This is a genomic window from Gillisia sp. Hel_I_29 (assembly GCF_000744275.1).
Lineage (GTDB): Bacteria > Bacteroidota > Bacteroidia > Flavobacteriales > Flavobacteriaceae > Gillisia.
In genome coordinates, this window is sequence record NZ_JQLP01000001.1 from 200,427 (window position 1) to 221,174 (window position 20,748).

Sequence of the window (20,748 nt, forward strand, 5' to 3'; positions counted from 1 at the left end):
GTGCCGCAAGGTGTGGAGGTTCGAGTCCTCTCGCCCGCACAAAAAAAAGCTTCAGAGAAATCTGAAGCTTTTTTCATTTAAAATCACTCGATATCCACCCATATCCAATATTCTATTAAATTTGTTTTAGCATTAGCATACTAAATGAAAAACAATCCAGAATTAAGAACGGTAACTGTTACCAGATACATCACTCCTCTTAGAGAAGGCGGCTCCTTACCTGCTTTGGCAGAAGCCGATGATGATTTTAAATATGTTTTAAAATTTAAAGGTGCAGGACATGGGGTAAAAGCGCTAATTGCCGAATTATTAGGCTGTGAAATAGCACGTGCTCTAGGTTTTAAAGTACCGGAACTTGTATATGCTAATTTAGATGAAGCTTTTGGAAGAACAGAGGCAGATGAAGAGATACAAGATCTTTTGCAATCTAGCCAAGGTTTGAACTTAGCCTTGCACTTTTTGTCTGGCGCCATAAATTTTGATCCGGTAGTTACGCAGGTAGATCCATTACTTGCCTCCAAGATCGTGTGGTTAGATTCCTTTATTACAAATGTAGATAGAACTTTCAGAAATACCAATATGCTCATGTGGCATAAAGAATTGTGGCTTATAGACCATGGAGCTTCCTTCTACTTTCATCACTCATGGACCAATATGGAGAAACAGGCAAAAACTCCCTTTGCCCTAATTAAAGACCATGTTCTTCTACCTCAAGCCTCTAAATTAGAAGAGGCAGATCTTTTCTCTAAACGGCTTCTATCAGAAGAAAAAATTAGACAGATAGTAGACCTAATACCAGAAGAATGGTTGAATTGGGAAGGTTATGATGAAAACATGCAGGAGATCAAAGAAACCTATACTCAGTTCTTATTAGTGAGATTAGAAAATTCAGAAATATTTTTAAAAGAAGCACAAAATGCCAGAAAAGCACTTATATGAGTATGCCACAATAAGAGTACTTCCACGTGTTGAGCGAGAAGAGTTCTTAAATGTAGGTATCATTCTTTTTTCTAAGCGCGAGAAATTTCTTAAAGTGCTTTACACTCTAGACGAACATAGATTACGATGCCTTTGCAAAGATTTTGATATTGAAGAGATCAGAAAAAATCTCGATTCTTTTGAAAAAATTGCATTGGGCTCTAAAGAGGGAGGGCCAATTGCACAAATGGATATTCCTTCTAGATTTAGATGGCTTACGGCAGTAAGAAGTTCTGTAATTCAAACTTCCAGACCACATCCTGGATTATGCCCAGAATTAGATAAAACCATTACACGATTATTTAACGAGTTGGTGCTATAATTTATGATTACCATTACCTGAAATTTAGTAATTTCGGATAAAATTACGCTCGCGCTTAGATGGAAATATTCTTACATGCAGATACCTGGATCGCACTTTTAACTCTTTCTTTTATGGAAATAGTTTTAGGCATAGACAACATTATCTTTATTTCATTAGTAGCAGGAAAACTTCCCATAGAACAGCAAAAAAAGGCTCGTATTGGTGGTTTATCTGCTGCCCTAATTATGCGAGTTCTATTACTTTTAAGCATTACCTGGATCATAGGGCTTACCCAACCGGTTCTTACCTTTAACGAATTTGAACTTAGCTGGAGAGATATTATCCTCATTGCCGGAGGGATTTTTCTACTCGTTAAGAGTACGCTAGAAATCCATCACAAGGTAGAAGGAAAGGTAGAGGAAGAGAAACAAGTAACAAAGATCAACTCTTTTGGATACGCTATTCTCCAAATAGTACTATTAGATATTATCTTTTCTTTTGATTCCATTTTAACAGCTATAGGGCTTACAGATCAACTTTTACTCATGATAATTGCCGTGGTGATTTCCATCATTATTATGATGATCTTTGCAAAGGCAGTTGGAGATTTTGTAAATGATCACCCTACCATTCAGATACTAGCGCTTTCTTTCCTGATTCTAATTGGAGTGATGCTTATAGTAGAAGGGATGCATTATCATGTTCCAAAAGGATATATCTACTTTTCAGTATTCTTCTCATTAGCTATAGAAATGTTGAATATGCGCTTCAGAAAGAAAAATACCTCAGTCTAAGATCGTATAGTGTATGGGCTTAAAGCTACCATTGTTACTATCTTCTGCAGAGCACGCAGTTAATGCAACAATTAGATCCATTTTAGCTTCAAAAAGCACATGATCTCCTGCTTTACTTAACGGAGGGTCTACGCTAAGCTTTCCCTTTTCATCAAACTGCACGTTCATAAAAATATTAAAAGCGGTAGGAACATCATCAGGTTCAATATTAAACTTTCTGAGATTGGTATATAGATTCTCAAAGCAACTTGGATGATATTCAGGATTCTTGTACATGATCTGGAACGTTTCCGGGCTACAGGGAGCTAATAAGAAATCGTTTCTTCCATTGGTATCTTCCAATATCTGCATCATCTTTCTACTTCTATTGCTCCATAAAAAGTTACCTGTAGATATTAGTATGCTCTCTTCAAAATCTAAGGTCTTCCCAGAGGAGATCTTTTCTCTTGTATCTTCAGCATTAAAAAGTACCATATCGCTCACCTGCTCTCCTTCGGGATCTATAACCTTTAATTTCTGACCTTTCTTCAATTTGAAAGCAGCTCCAGATTGCCTCTTAATTACTTCTATCATTTTCTTCTTTTATATCTTTACTTAACTCTTTACTCAAAGCATCTCCTTTCTCTAATTGGTGTACTACCGCATCAATATCATCCTTTTGAAATGTTTGATGCAATTTAGCTACCCCTTTAATTTGAAATGGTTCTGCCCAAAACCCCGTAATATGTGGAATATGATCTTCCACCATTTTAGAGGGAATATCTTGATAATACAATGGAGAAGCTTGCTTTTTTTCAAAAGTATGTACCAATTGTTTTAAAGAATTCTCCAATTCTTCTCTAGTTTGAATCCTTATTTTAACATTTACATGAACGGCAGAATAATTCCACGTACTAATATCTTTTTCCTTGTACCAGGAAGAGGAAATATAAGCGTGCGCTCCTTGAAATATTAGCAATGCCTCTACCCCATTTTTTAAATATTCTAATTGCTCATTGTGATTTGCAATGTGAGAATACAAAGTGAACTCCTCTGCATTACCCTTCAATAATACTGGAATATGGGTTGCCATTAAATTTTCACCTGATATTACAAGGGTTGCAAATGGATGATTTTTTATAAACTGAAATAGATAATTAGGATCTTGCTTCTTGTATTTTTTTGGTTGGTACATTTTTATTTTTTCCCTGAAAGAAACGGACATTTCCATTCTTTTCCAACATTTCTACCACTGTATTGTCTCGCCTCACTGTTCTCTCCAAAATCTTCTAATATAGGATTGATATTTCCCTGCAAAGCTATGTCCCTTTCTCTAATCTTATCTCTCACCACATTATAAGTCCCCATCTCTCTCAATTTTTCGAATTGCCAATGTAAATTGAATGCTATTGCAGGATATGGAGATTGTCTCGCCATTCTAGAACTGTTGGGATGCAAGCCAACCATGTAAAAGGCTTTACCTCCAAGACTAAAACTAAAATCTTTATGTTCTGGATCTTTACTTACCGCTTTATCCCAAGGAGCTGTATCTACTTCATGAAGCAAATTTAGTTGAGACCACAACAAGGCTTCGAACTGCTTTTCTGAATACTCTTTCCTTCCTTTAAAAACTGCAAGAAATGTAAAGAACTCCTTAGACTCAAAATCATAATTTGCTATATATCGTTTAAGATCCTGTAATATCTTGTTTGCAGTATTCTTAGATCCAAAATTCTCATATACATGAAAATCTACCTTATCCATGCTAAAAACAGTTTGAGCCATTACACAGGGATGATTTTTGTCAACTACAAAATCTTCGAACTGAGCTTTAATTTTATTATCATTATTTGAATTATTAATCCTAGATTTAATATTTCTATCTGTTGCCGTGATCATAATTTTAATGTTTTTTTTCTCGAAATAAATTTAAATCCAAGTCTTTTAATATAAATTCGGTTTAAGAATATATTAGTTCAATTTTAATGAAGATTAACACCCCATGGAATTCATAAGAATATTTATTGAAGGAATAGTCGCAACAACAGTTATGACAACTTTTAGTTATGTACTTGCCAATATTACCAAGAAAGAGTTTAGGGAACCTGAACTTCTAAATGATCTACTCTCAAGATCTAACCTCTACCGGCTTAAACTATCTAAAAAAAGCGCTGCCGGTTGGATCTTACATTATCTCATTGGTTGGATGTTCGTAATTCTAATTGAGGCTGCATGGCTTTCAGAATTAGTTGAAGCCTCTGTTCTTTCTGGAGCGTTATTAGGATTTTTAGGAGGAGTAATAGGAATATTTGGATGGAAGATCTTGTTTTGGATCAATAATAATCCCCCTAAGATCTCTTGGAGTGATTATTATATTCAACTAGTAATTGCACATGTTCTTTTCGGAATAAGCACAGCAATAATCTATCTCTTATGGTAGAAAATTATATTGAAAGCTCCCTAATTCAATTAATTATATAATCTAAAGAAAACTTATGCGTAGGTAAGTACATTTCTACCTATCCACACCTTCAATAAGCCAATCTTCTAATTCTGTATCTTCTGAAGCATGTAGAACAGAAATATCACCGGTAGATTCAAAAACAACAGCTTTAACTTGTGAGAGTTGAATAACATTTGCCTCCCTTAATTTCCCTTTAAGGTCTGATTCTGTAACTCTAGCCTTTCTTAAGTTATCATGAAGTATTTTCTGCCCATCCATCAATAACAAAGGTTGATTATCTATAGCCTTCTGTATAAAATCATATCGTCTAAATAATGCTGCAGAAATTTGCAACACGTATACCGCAGCTAATCCCACAATTCCCTGTAATAAGCTCACAGACTTTGAAAGGATGGTGCTGGCTAAGATGGAACCAATGGCAACTGTCATCGCAAAATCAAAACTAGACATCTTAGAAAAGCTTCGCTTTCCTGCGATTCTAGTAAATAAAATTACTGCCAGATAGATACCTATAGATGTAAGTACAATTGCAATTAATGAGGTAGAAGAAGCTTCGAACCATTTTTCCATAATATTATTTTGTTTTTGATTTTTAGTAAGTTAATGAGAAATAAGATATCATTCTAATTAATAAATTCTTTACATATAAAGCTAACAAGCAGATCATAGTTGCTATAAACTTAATTAGCCTCCAATAATTTCACCTCCATTTACATGAATGATCTGCCCTGTAATATAACTGCTATCTTCTGATGCCAAGAAAACATAAGACGGAGCAACTTCAGAAGGTTGCCCTGCCCTGCCCATTGGGGTATCATTACCAAAATTCTTAACCTCATCAAAAGTAGATGGAATTAAAGGAGTCCATATAGGTCCCGGCGCAACACCATTCACCCTAATTTCCTTTTCTACTAACATTTTAGATAACGATCTGGTAAAACTTACAATTGCACCTTTACTACTAGAATAATCAAGAAGGTGTTCACTTCCCCTATATGCAGTTACAGATGTAGTATTTATTATAGTACCCCCTGCTTTTAATTCCTCCAGCGCCGCCTTAACCATATAAAAATAGGGATAGATATTAGTCTCAAAAGTTTCAAATAAATGTTCTTCAGTTATATCTCCAACCTGTTCTTCTGGAAATTGAACTGCAGCATTATTAACAAGAATATCTAATTTTCCCAATTGAGAGATACAATCTTTAATCACAGATTTGCAAAATTCAGCATCTTTCAGATCTCCAGAGATAATTATACATTTTTGATCTTCCAGCTCTACCATTTTCATGGTTTCCAATGCGTCTTCATCCTCCTCTTTATATACAATTGCTACATCTGCACCTTCTCTTGCAAAATGAACAGCTACACTTCTTCCAATACCACTATCGCCTCCGGTAATTAAGGCAACTTTCCCTTTAAGCTTTTGGCTACCTCTATAATTATCTCGTATTATTTGTGGTTCTGGAGACATTTTATATTGGTCTCCCGGTTGTGATTGAGACTGCTCTGGAAATTTATTCTGCTTAGACATAATATAGGGTTTACATTATAAAGATAAAATTACCCCACTCTGCATCTAAAAAAATGTTAAGAGATTATAAGGATTACTTAAGGTTTGCCGCTATTACGGAATAACGTTCGAAAAATTAGAATTCCGGCTATTTCAATATCTTTGCACAATGGAAACACTGGTAAAAATTGGTCACCGAGGCGCGAAAGCACATCTGGCTGAAAACACTCTGGAAAGTATTTCGAAAGCCTTAGAATTTAAAGTAGATGCTATAGAGCTTGATGTTCATAAATGTAAAACTGGAGAAGTGGTGGTAATTCACGATTTCACTTTAGACAGAACCACCAATGGCTCTGGTGAAGTTGCAAATCAATCTTGGGAAGACTTGCAAGAACTTAGCATAGGAGGAAAATATAAGATCCCACTTCTTACTGAGGTTCTAGATCTAATTACCGGCAAATGCAGCATAAACATAGAACTTAAAGGGAGTAATACCGCCGAAGCTACTTGCCTAATTATACAGCAATATATTGAAAAAGGTAGTTGGAGTTATAAAGATTTTATAGTTTCCAGCTTTCAAACAAGTGAGCTATTTAAAATTAGAGATCTAGATAAGCATATTCCTATTGGAGTATTGAGCAAAGCGAGTATGTCTCAAGCTATAACATTAGGAAAAGAGCTAAATGCAGCAGCCATTCATCCTTCTATTGGTATTATTACCAGAAAGAATGTTATAAATGCCAAAGATGCAGGTTTTAAAGTGTATGTATGGACAGTAAATGACATTGATGATATTGCAAGAATGATAGATTTTGGTGTAGACGGAATAATTTCAGACTACCCAGACAGACTTTAAGATCCTGAAAAGTTATTTATGAAACATTACGATATAATAATAATTGGAGGTGGTGCGGCAGGATTTTTTACTGCTATAAATGCTGCAGAAATGGATTCTCATGCGAAGATCCTTATACTAGAAAGAGGAAAAGATGTTCTTACTAAAGTTAGAATTTCTGGTGGCGGACGTTGCAATGTTACTCATGCAGAATTTATACCTCAAGATCTGGTTAAAAATTATCCAAGAGGTGAAAAAGAACTTAGAGGCCCTTTTCATAGTTTTATGACCAGTGATACTATCTCCTGGTTTGAGCAACATGGAATTGAGCTTAAAATTGAAGATGATGGCAGAATGTTTCCGGTTTCAGATTCTTCAGAAAGTATTATTAATTGTTTTCTTCAAGCTACCGAGAAATTAAAGATAGATACTTTAAAAAATCAATCTGTACAAAATATAGAACAGGTAGATGCCTATTGGAACATCAGCACTAATAAAGATCAATTTTCTGCTGAAAAGATCTTACTGGCTACCGGAAGCAATCCTAAAGTGTGGAAATTACTTGAAAAACTAGGACATTCCATAGAAAATGCAGTTCCGTCCTTATTCACTTTCAACATAAAAGATTCGAGAATAAAAGATCTTCCGGGAGTTTCTACCTACACCGAAATTAAAATAATCGGACAAAAATTAGAAAGTGAAGGACCAACCCTAATTACTCATTGGGGCCTTAGCGGACCAGCAATTTTAAAACTTTCGGCGTGGGGAGCTAGAAAATTACATGATGTTGACTATAAGTTTAACATCCAAGTGAATTGGTTACCCGGTCATACTTCTGAATCTATTCTAGAAGAACTAAAAGAGTTGAAGATCGAACATTCTAAACAGCAAATATCAAAATACGCGCAATTCGAGCTTCCTAAAAGATTATGGCAACAACTTGTTAAAGCAGCTACTATTGCTGAAGATACGATATGGGCAGATCTGAATAAAACTCAATTACAAGCCCTAAGCTTACAACTTACAGAAGCTGTATTTAAGGTAGATGGAAAAAGTACTTTTAAGGAGGAGTTTGTTACTGCAGGTGGCGTTAATCTGAAAGAAGTGAATTTTAAGACCTTTGAGAGCAAATTGCTTAAGAATCTATATTTTGCTGGAGAGGTATTAAATATTGATGCCATTACAGGAGGCTTCAATTTTCAAAATGCATGGACAGGCGGATATTTGGCGGCACAGGGCATGAGCTCTAAATAGTGTGAACTAAAAAAGTATATTTGCGTAAATTTTTCTGAAGCATGACTGAAAATGATTTCTTATCTAGAACTAATTCTAAAACTGTTGAAAACGGTAGTGTAACTTGGCAATCTCCAAGCAATATTGCATTGGTAAAATATTGGGGAAAAAAGGAGAATCAGGTTCCTGCAAATCCTTCTGTTAGCTTTACGCTAGACCATTGCAAAACCACAACTACCTTAAAGTTTCATAAGAGAGAATCTCCTGCAGCTAAAGATGAAGAATTTGATTTTGAATTCTATTTTGAAGGGAAAAAAAAGGAGGATTTCAAACCCAAGATATCTACCTTCTTCAAAAGAATAGAGAACTATTGCCCATACCTTAGAGAATATCACTTAGAGATTAGCAGTGAAAATTCTTTTCCGCACAGCAGTGGTATTGCATCTTCCGCCAGCGGAATGAGTGCCTTAGCCTTATGTTTAATGAGTTTAGAAAAAGAGTTTGATCCTGAAATTACAAACGAATACTTTAATAAAAAAGCTTCTTTTTTAGCAAGATTAGGTTCTGGAAGTGCATGTAGAAGTATTGAAGGCTCTTTAATAGAATGGGGAGAGCATGCAGATCTAAGCGATAGCTCAGACCTCTACGCAATTAAATATCCTTATAAAGTTGATGCAGTTTTTCAAAAGTTTCAGGATACTATCTTATTAGTAGATAAAGGGCAAAAACAAGTAAGCAGTACCGTGGGGCATAATTTAATGCACGGCCATCCTTTTGCAGAAGCCAGGTTTCAACAAGCTCATGATAACCTACATAATTTGAAACCAATATTTGCTACCGGAGACCTTAATGCTTTTATGAATTTAGTGGAGAGTGAAGCCCTTACATTACACGCTATGATGATGAGCAGCAATCCTTATTTTATCTTAATGAAGCCTAATACCATGGAGATCATTAATAAGATATGGGAATTTAGAGAAGCAACAGCCTTACCAGTTTGCTTTACGCTAGATGCCGGCGCTAATGTTCATGTACTCTACCCAGAGAAAAATAAAGTTGAAATTTTAGAATTCATTAAGAATGAGCTAGTTGCATATTGCGAAAATGGACAGTATATTTGCGACCAGATTGGAAACGGCGCAAAAAAGTTGTAGATTTATTTGGTTATATTTGCCCACAATCTAGCATATTGGAATTCCAATAAATACAGATTAATCTATACACTTATGAAAGGACCATTATTCTACTCTAAGATCTTACTTTTCGGAGAATACGGAATTATCAAGGATTCTAAGGGATTATCTATTCCTTATAACTTCTACAATGGAGCCTTGAAAGTTGATGAAAATCCTTCAGAAGTGGCTATTAAATCTAATGAAAGTCTGAAAAGATTTGCAGATTACTTAGCTGAATTGGAAGTAACTGATCCAGAATTGGTTCATTTTGATATGAAAACTTTGAATGAGGACATTCAAAAGGGAATGTATTTTGACTCTAGTATACCGCAAGGATATGGAGTTGGAAGTAGTGGAGCTCTTGTAGCTGCTATCTATGATGAATACGCTACAGATAAAATCACGGTTCTAGAAAATTTAACTAGAGATAAGCTGTTAAAATTGAAGAGCATTTTTGGAGCTATGGAATCTTTTTTCCACGGAAAATCTTCAGGATTAGACCCATTAAATAGTTACTTAAGCATCCCTATATTAATTAACTCTAAAGATAATATAGAGCCTGCAGGAATTCCTTCTCAAACTGAAAATGGGAAAGGTGCCGTTTTCTTATTAGATTCTGGTACTATTGGTGAAACTGCTCCAATGGTAAATATTTTTATGGAGAACATGAAACAGGAACCTTTTAGAAAAATGCTGAAAGATCAGTTTGTAAAACATACTGATGCCTGTGTAGATGACTTTTTGCAAGGAGATGTAAAATCTCTTTTTGGAAACATCAAAAAGCTTTCTCATGTTGTTCTAGACAATTTCAAGCCTATGATTCCTGCTAAATTTCATAAACTTTGGCAAAATGGTATTGAAACCAATGACTATTACCTAAAACTTTGTGGTTCTGGTGGAGGTGGATATATTTTAGGCTTTACTGAAGATATAGACAAAGCAAAAAAAGCTCTAAAAGACTACAATCTAGAAATAGTTTATAATTTTTAGAATTCTCTAAATTTCATGGCGGCAGCTAAGAACAAACGATTATTGCTTAAGTTGCTGAGTTTGTTTTCGGTAGTGAGAGGATACAATATTTTAATATTGGTTTTGGCACAATACCTAACCTCAGCCTTTATATTAGCTCCAGAATTACCTTTAAGAAAAGTGTTTTTTGACGCTAATCTTTTCTTCCTTATTCTATCTTCAGCAACTATTATAGCATCTGGTTATATTATAAATAACTTTTATGATAGTGAAAAAGACCTTATTAATAGGCCAAAAAAAACAATGTTAGATAGGTTTATAAGTCAGCGCACCAAGTTGTCTGTTTACTTTATTCTGAATTTCGCTTCCATATTTTTTGCCAGCTACGTATCTTTTAGAACGGTAGTATTCTTTTCTATCTACATATTCTTGATATGGGTTTACTCCTACAGGGTAAAAAAGATCCTTTTCTTAGGAAACCTAATGGCAAGTATTTTAGCTATCATTCCTTTTTTCGTCATATTTCTTTATTATAAGAATTTTGAGACAGTTATATTCATTCATGCTACTTTTCTCTATATCATGATCGTTATGCGAGAATTAGTTAAAGATCTGGAAAATTTAAAAGGCGATCTTATTTTGAATTACAAAACTATCCCAGTGGTGTATGGAGAGAAATGGAGCAAGTTTTTCCTTTCTGTGCTAACCATATTAGCAGTAGTACCAATTCTTCTTCTCACTACAAAATTTGATACAGGATATATGGATTACTATTTCTACACATCTTTTGTGTTACTGATATTCTTCTTGTTATTCTTATATTTTAGCTCGGCTAAATGGCAATATTTACTGTTGCATAATATTTTGAAGCTAATAATTGTTGCCGGAGTTTTCAGTATTTTATTAATAGATCACGCCGAAGTACTCAATCGTGTTTTTTAAGCATTGAAATCTTTAAGAATTAAGCTTAACAGACTGAGAATAATCGAGTATCTTTGCAAAAAATTTGAGATATGAGCAGAAACGAGAAATCTTCAAAAGGAAAAAGAGTTGGTAAGCAGATTGATGGAAGATCGAACAAGCCCGTTTCCAAAGATAAAGCACCTGTTAAAAAACAAACCCCTACAGCTAAGCCTGTAAAAAAGGAAGGTTTAAGATTAAATAAATACATTTCTAATTCTGGAGTTTGCTCTCGTAGAGACGCAGATATATACATTTCTGCAGGAAATGTTACCGTAAATGGTAAAACCGTAACCGAAATGGGTTATCGTGTTATGCTAACAGATGAGGTAAAATTTGACGGTAGAAGATTAAATCCAGAAAAGCCAGAATATGTCTTACTGAATAAACCTAAAGGATTCTTCACTACCGGAAGTTTAGAGAAAGGTTCTAAAACGGTTATGGATCTTGTGGCAAATGCTTCAAAAGGAAAAATAGTTCCTGTAGGAAAATTAGATAGACAAGCCAGCGGACTTTTATTGTTTACCAATGATGGTGCTTTAGAAAAGCAATTAGGAAAACCTAAAAATGGTATTCGCCAGATCTATCATGTAGAACTTACAAAGCCTGTTAGTTTTGAAGATATTCAGAAGATAAAAGACGGCATTACGCTTGAAGATGGTAAAATTAAAGTACAGGAGATAAGTTATATTGATAATAGACCTAAGAATGAAATTGGTCTGGAAACCAATAGCGTAAAACCTCACGTAGTACAAAGAATCTTTAAGAGCCTTGGTTATGAGGTGGAGAAATTAGATCGTGTAACCTTTGGCGGACTTACTAAAAAGGATCTTCCTAGAGGAACTTGGAGAGTACTTACCAAGCAAGAAATTATCAATCTGAAAGTGTTGTAGTTATCTCTAAAATTTTAAGATTTTAGTAATAACATTTTTAATACATTTGTAATGAAATTTGAAGAGATAAAAATTTGTGTAGATCTAATACTGTACAAATTTTTATCCTTATTTCATTAAAACGAATATTTATCTATACGTTAGAGAATAACCAAAAATCGGTTGATTAAATTGATTTTATACTCCGTTGCCATCTGTAAGATGCAACATCGCAAGAAGGCAAATAGCTTTCGGCAATCTCGCGAGCTCATTTCGGAATTCTTGCCAAACCCTTATCTTAACAATTATTTACCAGTCAATTTTTTTGATAGGATAAATAAATCCCTACATTTTCATCTTTAATTCATTTAAAATAAAGCATTGAATACTAAATACAGCAACTTAATAGACCAGACTTACTATTTTCCTCAAGAAGAATTTAAATTGGAAGATAATGAATTACAGTTTCATGATATAGATCTTATGGAATTGGTAGAGAAATACGGTGCTCCGTTAAAGTTCACCTATTTACCCAAGATATCTCAAAATATTAACCGAGCGAAGGTTTGGTTTAAAAATGCCATAGAAAAGCACGATTATAAAGGAAATTATAATTATTGTTACTGCACAAAAAGTTCTCATTTTGAACATGTTTTAAATGAGGCACTAAAGAATGACATACATATTGAAACTTCTTCTGCTTTTGATATCAATATCGTTCAGAAATTGAAACAAACAGGGAAGATCACAGATGACACTTACGTAATCTGTAATGGTTTTAAAAGAGATCAGTATATTTCTAACATAGCAGATCTTATGAATAGCGGGCACAAGAATTGTATCCCCATTATAGATAATTATGAAGAAATTGATCTATTATCTGAAAAGATAAATGACCCTTATAAAATAGGAATTAGAATTGCATCTGAAGAAGAGCCAAAATTTGAATTCTATACCTCTAGACTTGGAATTGGATATAAGAATATAGTTCCATTCTTTAATAAAAAGATCAAAGAAAATGAGCAAGTAGAGCTTAAAATGCTTCACTTTTTCATCAATACTGGTATTAGAGACACATCTTACTACTGGAATGAGCTTAATAAATGTTTGAAGGTTTATATCGACCTTAAAAAAGTATGTCCAACATTAGATAGTTTGAACATTGGTGGCGGTTTTCCTATTAAGAATTCCCTTGCTTTTGATTATGATTATCAATATATGGTAGAAGAGATCATCAATCAGATCAAATTAACCTGTGAAGAAGCAGAGGTTGATGTTCCAAATATCTTTACAGAGTTTGGTTCTTTTACGGTTGGTGAAAGTGGAGGAGCTATCTATGAGATCCTTTATCAAAAACAACAAAATGATAGAGAGAAGTGGAACATGATCAATTCATCTTTCATTACTACGTTACCAGATACATGGGCAATTAGCAAGAAATTTGTGATGCTAGCCATCAACCGTTGGAATGATGAGTATGAGCGAGTACTACTAGGAGGATTAACTTGTGATAGTGATGATTATTACAACTCAGAGCAAAATACAAATGCTATCTATCTTCCAAAATATAGAAAGGATAAGCCTTTATATATAGGATTTTTTAATACTGGAGCCTATCAGGAAAGCATTGGTGGATTTGGTGGATTGCAACACTGTTTGATCCCTTCTCCAAAACATATTTTAATAGATAGAGATGAAGATGGAAATCTAAAGACAGAACTTTTTAGCAATCAACAAACCTCAGATGAGCTATTGAATATTCTGGGATACGACACAAATAAGTAAATTCTCAAAAAAAATTATAACTTTAAGCAAAAATTGAAACTTAAATCTTTTAAAATCAAGCAATGAGCAAAAAGAATTACGCCGGGATACCAGACAAATATGCCAGAATAGATGAGGCTAAAGTGGTATTGATTCCCGTTCCCTATGATGGAACAAGTTCTTGGCAAAAAGGGGCAGACAAAGGTCCTGAAGCATTTTTACATGCTTCTGAGAACATGGAACTTTTCGACATCGAAACCCGCACAGAAGTTTACAAAAAAGGTATTTACTTGGCTCCACCGGTAACAGAGAACGCATCTCCAGAGAAAATGGTAGAAGCTGTTCAAAAGATTACCAAGAATTACATAGACCAGGAAAAATTTGTTACCATTTTTGGAGGTGAACATTCTGTAAGTATTGGAACAATTCGTGCGTTTAACGATGCTTTTCCAGATCTTACTGTAGTACAATTAGATGCTCATGCAGATTTAAGACCAGAATATGAAGGAAGCAAATGCAATCACGCATGTGCCCTTCACGAAGCAAGTAAAACTACCAACCTTTTGCAGGTAGGAATTAGATCTATGGATATTTCAGAAATGGACCACATGGATGAAAATCAGGTGTATTTTGCACATGATCTTTATGAAGATTGGATGGACGATGCTATTGGGCAGATGACTCCTAATGTTTTCATCACGATAGATCTTGATGCTTTTGACCCTTCTATTTTACCATCTACAGGAACTCCAGAACCGGGAGGACTTTTTTGGTATGAAACCTTAGAATTCTTGAAAATGATGTTCAAGAAAAAGAACGTTGTAGGGTTTGACATTGTAGAACTCTGTCCTAATGAAAAAGATAAATCTTCAGATTTTCTTGCAGCCAAATTATATTATAAAATGTTGAGCTATAAGTTCAAATATCAAAACCATAACCCAGACGAAGACGAAGATGAGTAAAGGAGCGATTTCCCAATTTATTAAAAAATATTATTTACACTTTAATTCTGCAGCGCTTGTAGATGCTGCTGAAGCATACGAAAAACAACTTGCTCAAGGTTCTAAAATGTTGGTTTCTCTTGCCGGAGCAATGAGTACTGCCGAAATAGGAAAAATATTTGCTGAAATGATCCGTAAGGATAAATTGCAAATAATTTCTTGTACAGGTGCCAATTTGGAAGAAGATGTAATGAATTTAGTAGCGCATTCTCACTACAAAAGAGTGCCAAATTACAGAGATTTAACTCCTCAAGATGAGTGGGATCTTTTAGAAAAAGGACTAAACAGAGTTACAGATACTTGTATTCCTGAAGAAGAAGCCTTTAGAAGAATTCAAGAGCATATCGTGAAGATCTGGAAAGATGCTGAAGCTGCCGGAGAACGTTATTTCCCGCATGAATACATGTATAAATTATTGCTTTCTGGAGTATTAGAAGAGTATTACGAAATAGATCTTAAAGATTCTTGGATGTATGCTGCTGCAGAAAAGAACTTACCAATTGTAGTTCCGGGATGGGAAGATAGTACCATGGGTAACATTTTTGCTTCTTATGTTCTTAAAGGTGAATTGAAAGCAAGTACTATGAAATCTGGAATTGAGTATATGACTTTCCTTGCAGATTGGTATACTGAAAATTCTAAAGAAGGAATTGGATTCTTCCAAATTGGTGGAGGTATCGCAGGAGATTTCCCAATTTGTGTAGTGCCAATGTTGTATCAAGATATGGAAAGAACAGACACTCCTTTTTGGAACTATTTCTGCCAGATCTCAGATTCTACCACAAGTTACGGATCTTATTCTGGAGCAGTTCCAAATGAAAAGATTACGTGGGGGAAATTAGACATCAATACACCTAAGTTTATAATTGAAAGTGATGCTACAATTGTAGCCCCATTAATATTCGCTTACTTATTGGATATGTAATCCAATTTAAAATACAGACATTTTTAAAGGCTGCTCATAATATATAATTGAGCAGCCTTTATTTATGAGTTAAATTAAGATATTTACCTTTTTACATCCATAAAAATTATGAAAGACTGGTTGGTTTACGGAATTGGTTTTCTTGCACAACTTATGTTTTCTTCAAGATTGATCATTCAATGGTTAAGATCTGAAAAAGCAAAAGAGGTAAAAACACCCACTATTTTTTGGAAATTGAGCCTTCTTGGAGCAATCTTTTTCTTCATCTACGGATATTTGAGAGATGATATTGCCATTATGATCGGTCAAGCGTTAATATATGCTGTTTACTTTAGAAACCTTCAGTTAAAAGGACATTGGAAAGATTCTAACATATTCCTTAAAATAGCAGTTATTGTTTCTCCTATCCTTATCACGCTATATATGGTATTTTTTGCTACCCTAGATTGGAGCAAATTATTCCACGGAGAAAATCTAGCTTTATGGATAGTTTTAATGGGAATAATAGGCCAAATAATTTATACCGGTAGGTTTATTTATCAGTGGTATTATTCAGAAAAAAATCAGGAGTCTACATTGCCAAAAACTTTTTGGATCATCAGTTTAACTGGGTCTGCAATTATTTTTACCTATGCAATCTTCAGAAAAGATCCGGTCTTATTATCTGCTCATTTCTTTGGCGCTATCATTTACATCAGAAACCTCATCATTATCGCCAAAGGCAAAGAGTCATGATGGAGATTCTAGTTTAAGCCAAAATACTTCATACATAAACATTCCTATTACCACTATATATTCCAATGCTACAAGCCATAAATTTTCGTGATAAACTTCATGTACGTAAGCGGTATAACTAAGAATCACTATAAAAGACCAAATCAGGACAAATTTATATCTGGTAAATACAGAAAGTATTAAGGGCATTGCTACATACCAAGGGTGAACGGTAGTAGAAAGAAAGAAATAAACACTTACCGTTAACAACATACTCACAATAAGCTTCTCTAAGGAATTGTTTTTTCTGAACAAAGCCAATGCGCCAATAATAAGAATAACAAGTACAGGCAGCACCTTTCCTGCAGTAGCGATAATATTGTAGCCTTTAACTTGAAAGCCAACCCACCTCACCACATAATAAATACTGGCATTGAATTCAAATTTTTGAAACCATAAGCCAATACTATCCATAAAGTTCGAGATCAATTCTGAAGAAAGGAAAGGAAGAAAGCTTAAAATAACCACAGCTCCTACTATAAGATAATACAAGATCAACTTTCCAAAATTTAGATTGTAAGCATTATTTTTCTTGCTAAAAAATCTAAATAACAAGGGTAAAAAGATCAACGGTAAAAGTTTAAGAGAAATGGAAAGGGCGATAAAAACAGCGCTTAAGACCCATTTCTTGGCAATCAGAAAGTAAAGCGAGAGAATTAGCAAAAATATCATCACCCCTTCAAAATGAAGGTTTCCTGTAAGTTCTATAATAATAAACGGATTGAGTATAAACCAAAAGATCTGATATTCCGGTAACTTTAATTTCTTTAGCAATTTTCTTCCAAAATATAAAGTTCCAAGATCTGCTAAAATGATCACCGATCTTAGCACTACTACAGCACCTAAAATATTCTTTCCTGAAAGTATCCCAGCTAATGCAAATATGAGCTGATTTAGCGGTGGATAATTGGTGTAATGACTTGCATTCAAAGCTCCCATTCCTTTAAATAACTCAGGAGCCTGAGCGATAGGAGCTGTTCCCGAAGCTATTAAATTTTCAGGTAAATATAAATATGGATTCCATCCCGCGGCGATCATTCTGCCATCCCATATAAATCGATAAAAATCTTGTGAGAGATTGGGAATGGCAACTATAAAGATCAGTCTAAAAACTAAAGCCAGTAAAGCGAGCAACCAGAATTGGCTCTTCTCGATCTTGACGATCTTCCAGGTTAAAAAGAAAGCTCCCGTGTAAAGTCCAAAAAGTTTAATAAAATCTGCGCGATCTAGATCGTATGCAAAAGAGAAATAGAACAATACCACCGCGACTGCCATTAGCAAGGTCATTTTGTGGTATTGAAAGAACTTCTTCATTAAGGAATACGTGATTAAGTTTTCGTTGTCACATCGAGCGGAGTCGAGATGCTTTAACAAGCTTAGTAAAATATATAAAAAGCCTCTTGGTGGCTTAGTCTACGATCTTCATCTTTTTCAAAAGAAAGGAAGCATTCATATTCTGGCAAATTCCATCCTTAAATTTATAGTCAAAATGCAATTCATCATTGATAATCTCTGCATCAAAATAATGGTTTTCCACTTGAGGTAATTCTGTAGCCACTTCACATAAACTAAGATCGTGCGTAGCAATAATTCCTGTAGAATGTGAACCAACTAACTTTTGAATGAATTTTCTGGAACCAATCGCTTTATCTGTACTATTGGTACCTTTCAAAATTTCATCTAATATGATAAAATATTTATCGGTCTTAATTTCATTTACAATAAACTGAAGTCGTTTTAATTCTGAAAAGAAATAAGATTCATCATCACTTAACGAATCTGTGGTTCGCATGCTCGTAATGAGTTTTATAGGAGAATAATCGCAACTAGTAGCACAAACCGGCAATCCAATATTTGCCATTACAATTTGCAAAGAAACCGTTCTTAGAAAAGTACTTTTCCCCGCCATGTTCGCTCCGGTAATTATAAAAAATTGTTCATTTTCTATACTGAAATTATTTGCGATTCGCTTTTCAGGGTTCAGTAATGGATGAGCAAGACTGGTAGCTTTTATAATATGCTCATCTGAATTGATATTTGGAAACACAAATTGCGGATGATTGAAAGCAAAATTCCCGAGGCTGTTGTAAGCATCCATCTTTTCAATTACTTCAAACCAACTTTTTACATTTTGATGATAATTCCTGATCCATTTTTCGAGTTTATAAGATTGTTGAAGATCCCATAATAGAAAACCGTTCAGCAAAACTCCGATCAAAAAATTGCTTCTCTGGTCTAAAGAATCTATCGCTTTAGAAAATTCCTTAAAAATGGCAGAGGCTTTTTTAGCTTCAGAATGTATTTCCTGTTGTTGCTCTTTTAAGATCCCTGAAGAAAATTCGGTATTCTCCATCATTCCCAATAATTGGTGATATTGATGAAAAGTATCCTGTACTTTATCTACACTCATAGATAGTAGGTTCACATTTCTTAAATAGAACCCGGAATAAAGCAATCCTGCCAAAAACCAAAGAAAAAATTGCAGTCCGGTAACGTAATCTGCAAAATAACCAATACAAAGAAGCAGCGAAATAATAGAAAACCCAGCAGCAACCCACGGAATGTATTTCGGAACAAAACTTTTATAACTACGGAACCATTCAAGCACTGTGTTTGAAGGAGTTTCAGTTTTCACAAGATTGGCTACCGCCGTGAATTCTTGTCTCCAAAGCACTTTATCTGCCAACTCCTTAATAGCTTCTTGTTTCTTAACAATTCCATCAATTGAATTTTCAGTTAAAATTCCCGCAAGTTTGATCTCTCCTTCTCTAAGTGCTGCTCTGTTTATATATTGAAAAAAAGAACCTTTCCCAAAAAGATCAATATCATGACTAAAAGGATGTAACGGATTTTCATATTCTTTACCAGTTGGCAGATCTGAATAATTCCTTTGAAGCACTCTTATTTCCTGAGCATTGATCTCTACCAATTGTTTGATCTTATCTCTCTGATATTGCATATCAGAATGCCGAGATACTAAAAATAGAAAAATGACGATACCTACAAGAAATATAAAAGCAATCACCTTAAAATCGCCAAAAAAGTAATAGATACCAAAGGCAGTTATTAGAAAAACAGCCAACCTAAGCATGCTAGAAAGATTCAGCTTTTTATTAGCAGTTTTTAATAGATCTTCCTGTTTATTTTTTTCTTGCGTATAAAATTCTAATGTTGTCATACAGAAATTTACTGTTGATTATAGGTTGTTAAGTTCCTGTTGTAATTTTTTGGTAAGGCTGGAAACAACTAGCGTGTAAGAGTGATCTATCAATTCAAAGCTCATTGAGCTATTGATAGTTCCATTTAAAACAACCGTATTCCAGTGTTGTTTATTCATGTGGTATCCCGGTAAAATAGTTTCCGGATATTCTTCTCTTAACTGAACTGCTTTCTCCGGATTGCATTTTAAATTCACTCGTAAAGGCACCTCATCTAAACCAACCAAAGCGAACATCTTTCCCATCACTTTAAAAACCAACGTATCCGGACCAAAGGGAAGTTCTTCTGTAATCCCATTTTTGGCGAGGCAATAATCTCTTAGAACATCGATATCCATAGTTATTAATTTAAAAGAGATTTAGGATAGAACTGATTTATTTCAATTTCGGCTGTTCTTCGGTTTGAGTTTCTAAGGCAGTATAGTCTAACTTCCAACCAATGGTTTCTACTATTTTTTCAATAAGAAGAATTGTACTCAACGCTTCATTTCTGGCTTTTTCCAAAAGTCCGCTTTGAGGGATCTTGTCTACAATATGCTTTTTCGCATCTCTATTTATATCGGTAAGATCTGAAGTGGTAAAAGGATTTGCCCAACCTTCACGCTTATCGTAATACTTGAAATCTGTTTCTACCGTTAATAATTCCGGCTGCGGAAAATTGGTAAGTATGATCTTCTTTGCTTCGTTATCGCTATCCATCCTAATCTTACTAAGATCAAAACCTATATGAGCTTTTGCAGTAATAAGAACAATGGCTTTTTTCTTTCCGAAAATAAGACTCACGTATTTCTCCTTCAGATTTTCATAATGATAGATCTCAGAGAAATCGCCTTCTACGGTGATGAATTTACAAACGCTCTTGATCTTATCCATCAAGATCACCGATTGTTCATCTGCCTTCTGCTTCTTATTATGATTGCTGAATCTGGCAAAAATGAAATAAGCAACAATGGCACCGGCGGCAAGTCCTATAAAAAGATATTCCATACTT

Annotated in this window: 23 protein-coding genes; 14 read left to right on the plus strand and 9 right to left on the minus strand. The window is 34.5% G+C overall.

Going from position 1 to position 20,748, the window contains the following annotated elements; genetic code table 11:
- Positions 1–144 precede the first annotated feature (144 nt).
- From P163_RS00910 to P163_RS00920, 3 genes are read left to right on the plus strand one after another with little or no spacing between them, the layout of a single operon-like run.
- Positions 145–939 (plus strand): HipA family kinase, encoded by a 795-nt coding sequence (locus P163_RS00910; protein WP_034886867.1) that lies wholly within the window; start codon positions 145–147, stop codon positions 937–939.
- A complete protein-coding gene (locus tag P163_RS00915) occupies positions 917–1,300 on the plus strand; it encodes a DUF3037 domain-containing protein (protein ID WP_034886869.1) in 384 nt (127 codons plus the stop codon). The genes P163_RS00910 and P163_RS00915 overlap by 23 nt, the downstream gene beginning before the upstream one ends.
- A gap of 59 nt (positions 1,301–1,359) precedes the next feature.
- Positions 1,360–2,076, plus strand: a complete 717-nt coding sequence (locus P163_RS00920; RefSeq protein WP_034886870.1) for a TerC family protein — start codon at positions 1,360–1,362, stop codon at positions 2,074–2,076.
- On the opposite strand, the gene P163_RS00925 is transcribed toward P163_RS00920, so the two are convergent.
- Genes P163_RS00925 through gntA form a run of 3 tightly spaced genes read right to left on the minus strand, consistent with a single transcriptional unit; the run spans position 2,068 to position 3,954 of the window.
- Positions 2,068–2,649: a DUF1989 domain-containing protein gene (locus P163_RS00925; protein ID WP_034886872.1), complete on the minus strand. Its 582-nt coding sequence runs from the start codon at positions 2,647–2,649 to the stop codon at positions 2,068–2,070. The genes P163_RS00920 and P163_RS00925 overlap by 9 nt on opposite strands.
- Positions 2,633–3,250, minus strand: coding sequence for an FMN-binding negative transcriptional regulator (locus tag P163_RS00930; RefSeq protein ID WP_034886873.1), 618 nt, complete (start codon positions 3,248–3,250; stop codon positions 2,633–2,635). Before P163_RS00930 ends, P163_RS00925 begins: the two co-directional genes overlap by 17 nt.
- Before the next feature lie 2 nt (positions 3,251–3,252).
- Positions 3,253–3,954: a guanitoxin biosynthesis heme-dependent pre-guanitoxin N-hydroxylase GntA gene (gene gntA / locus P163_RS00935; RefSeq protein ID WP_034886874.1), complete on the minus strand. Its 702-nt coding sequence runs from the start codon at positions 3,952–3,954 to the stop codon at positions 3,253–3,255.
- 103 nt (positions 3,955–4,057) lie between these two features.
- On the opposite strand from gntA, the gene P163_RS00940 reads away from it, so the two are divergent.
- Positions 4,058–4,495 (plus strand): hypothetical protein, encoded by a 438-nt coding sequence (locus P163_RS00940; protein ID WP_051931024.1) that lies wholly within the window; start codon positions 4,058–4,060, stop codon positions 4,493–4,495.
- Positions 4,496–4,570: 75 nt separating this feature from the next.
- Here P163_RS00940 and P163_RS00945 read toward each other — a convergent pair whose 3' ends face one another.
- Both P163_RS00945 and P163_RS00950 read right to left on the minus strand, forming a co-directional pair.
- A complete protein-coding gene (locus P163_RS00945; protein WP_034886876.1) occupies positions 4,571–5,089 on the minus strand; it encodes a DUF421 domain-containing protein in 519 nt (172 codons plus the stop codon).
- 114 nt (positions 5,090–5,203) lie between these two features.
- Positions 5,204–6,052 (minus strand): SDR family oxidoreductase, encoded by an 849-nt coding sequence (locus P163_RS00950; RefSeq protein WP_034886877.1) that lies wholly within the window; start codon positions 6,050–6,052, stop codon positions 5,204–5,206.
- 148 nt (positions 6,053–6,200) lie between these two features.
- Here P163_RS00950 and P163_RS00955 point away from each other — a divergent pair, with 148 nt between their 5' ends.
- From P163_RS00955 to P163_RS01000, 10 genes are all read left to right on the plus strand, one after another.
- Positions 6,201–6,887, plus strand: a complete 687-nt coding sequence (locus P163_RS00955) for a glycerophosphodiester phosphodiesterase (RefSeq protein WP_034886879.1) — start codon at positions 6,201–6,203, stop codon at positions 6,885–6,887.
- Between the two features lie 18 nt (positions 6,888–6,905).
- Positions 6,906–8,120 carry an NAD(P)/FAD-dependent oxidoreductase gene (locus P163_RS00960; protein WP_034886882.1) on the plus strand — a complete coding sequence of 405 codons (1,215 nt, stop codon included), beginning with the start codon at positions 6,906–6,908 and terminating at the stop codon, positions 8,118–8,120.
- A 41-nt stretch (positions 8,121–8,161) separates the two neighbouring features.
- On the plus strand, positions 8,162–9,253 hold the full coding sequence (mvaD, locus tag P163_RS00965) for a diphosphomevalonate decarboxylase (protein ID WP_034886884.1): 1,092 nt from the start codon (positions 8,162–8,164) through the stop codon (positions 9,251–9,253).
- A 72-nt stretch (positions 9,254–9,325) separates the two neighbouring features.
- Positions 9,326–10,264 carry a mevalonate kinase gene (locus P163_RS00970; protein WP_034886885.1) on the plus strand — a complete coding sequence of 313 codons (939 nt, stop codon included), beginning with the start codon at positions 9,326–9,328 and terminating at the stop codon, positions 10,262–10,264.
- Between the two features lie 15 nt (positions 10,265–10,279).
- Entirely contained in the window at positions 10,280–11,185 is a 906-nt protein-coding gene (locus tag P163_RS00975; RefSeq protein ID WP_034886887.1) for a geranylgeranylglycerol-phosphate geranylgeranyltransferase, read from the plus strand.
- A 71-nt stretch (positions 11,186–11,256) separates the two neighbouring features.
- Positions 11,257–12,096, plus strand: a complete 840-nt coding sequence (locus P163_RS00980; protein WP_034886889.1) for a pseudouridine synthase — start codon at positions 11,257–11,259, stop codon at positions 12,094–12,096.
- A 360-nt stretch (positions 12,097–12,456) separates the two neighbouring features.
- On the plus strand, positions 12,457–13,860 hold the full coding sequence (locus P163_RS00985) for an arginine decarboxylase (protein WP_034886890.1): 1,404 nt from the start codon (positions 12,457–12,459) through the stop codon (positions 13,858–13,860).
- A 62-nt stretch (positions 13,861–13,922) separates the two neighbouring features.
- The gene (speB, locus tag P163_RS00990; protein WP_034886892.1) at positions 13,923–14,801 is read left to right on the plus strand and encodes an agmatinase; all 879 of its coding nucleotides are present in this window, start codon (positions 13,923–13,925) and stop codon (positions 14,799–14,801) included.
- Positions 14,794–15,765 (plus strand): deoxyhypusine synthase family protein, encoded by a 972-nt coding sequence (locus P163_RS00995; protein ID WP_034886894.1) that lies wholly within the window; start codon positions 14,794–14,796, stop codon positions 15,763–15,765. The genes speB and P163_RS00995 overlap by 8 nt, the downstream gene beginning before the upstream one ends.
- 108 nt (positions 15,766–15,873) lie before the next feature.
- Positions 15,874–16,500, plus strand: a complete 627-nt coding sequence (locus P163_RS01000; RefSeq protein ID WP_034886895.1) for a lipid-A-disaccharide synthase N-terminal domain-containing protein — start codon at positions 15,874–15,876, stop codon at positions 16,498–16,500.
- Here the strand turns inward: P163_RS01000 and P163_RS01005 are convergent.
- From P163_RS01005 to P163_RS01020, 4 genes are all read right to left on the minus strand, one after another.
- A complete protein-coding gene (locus tag P163_RS01005; protein WP_034886897.1) occupies positions 16,495–17,853 on the minus strand; it encodes a glycosyltransferase 87 family protein in 1,359 nt (452 codons plus the stop codon). The two genes, P163_RS01000 and P163_RS01005, sit on opposite strands and share 6 nt — an antisense overlap.
- 94 nt (positions 17,854–17,947) lie before the next feature.
- The gene (locus P163_RS01010; protein WP_034886899.1) at positions 17,948–19,717 is read right to left on the minus strand and encodes a MutS-related protein; all 1,770 of its coding nucleotides are present in this window, start codon (positions 19,715–19,717) and stop codon (positions 17,948–17,950) included.
- 18 nt (positions 19,718–19,735) lie between these two features.
- Positions 19,736–20,095, minus strand: coding sequence for an MmcQ/YjbR family DNA-binding protein (locus P163_RS01015; RefSeq protein WP_034886901.1), 360 nt, complete (start codon positions 20,093–20,095; stop codon positions 19,736–19,738).
- A 37-nt stretch (positions 20,096–20,132) separates the two neighbouring features.
- Complete coding sequence (locus P163_RS01020) at positions 20,133–20,744, minus strand: DUF4230 domain-containing protein (protein WP_034886903.1); 612 nt, start codon at positions 20,742–20,744, stop codon at positions 20,133–20,135.
- Positions 20,745–20,748 lie beyond the last annotated feature (4 nt).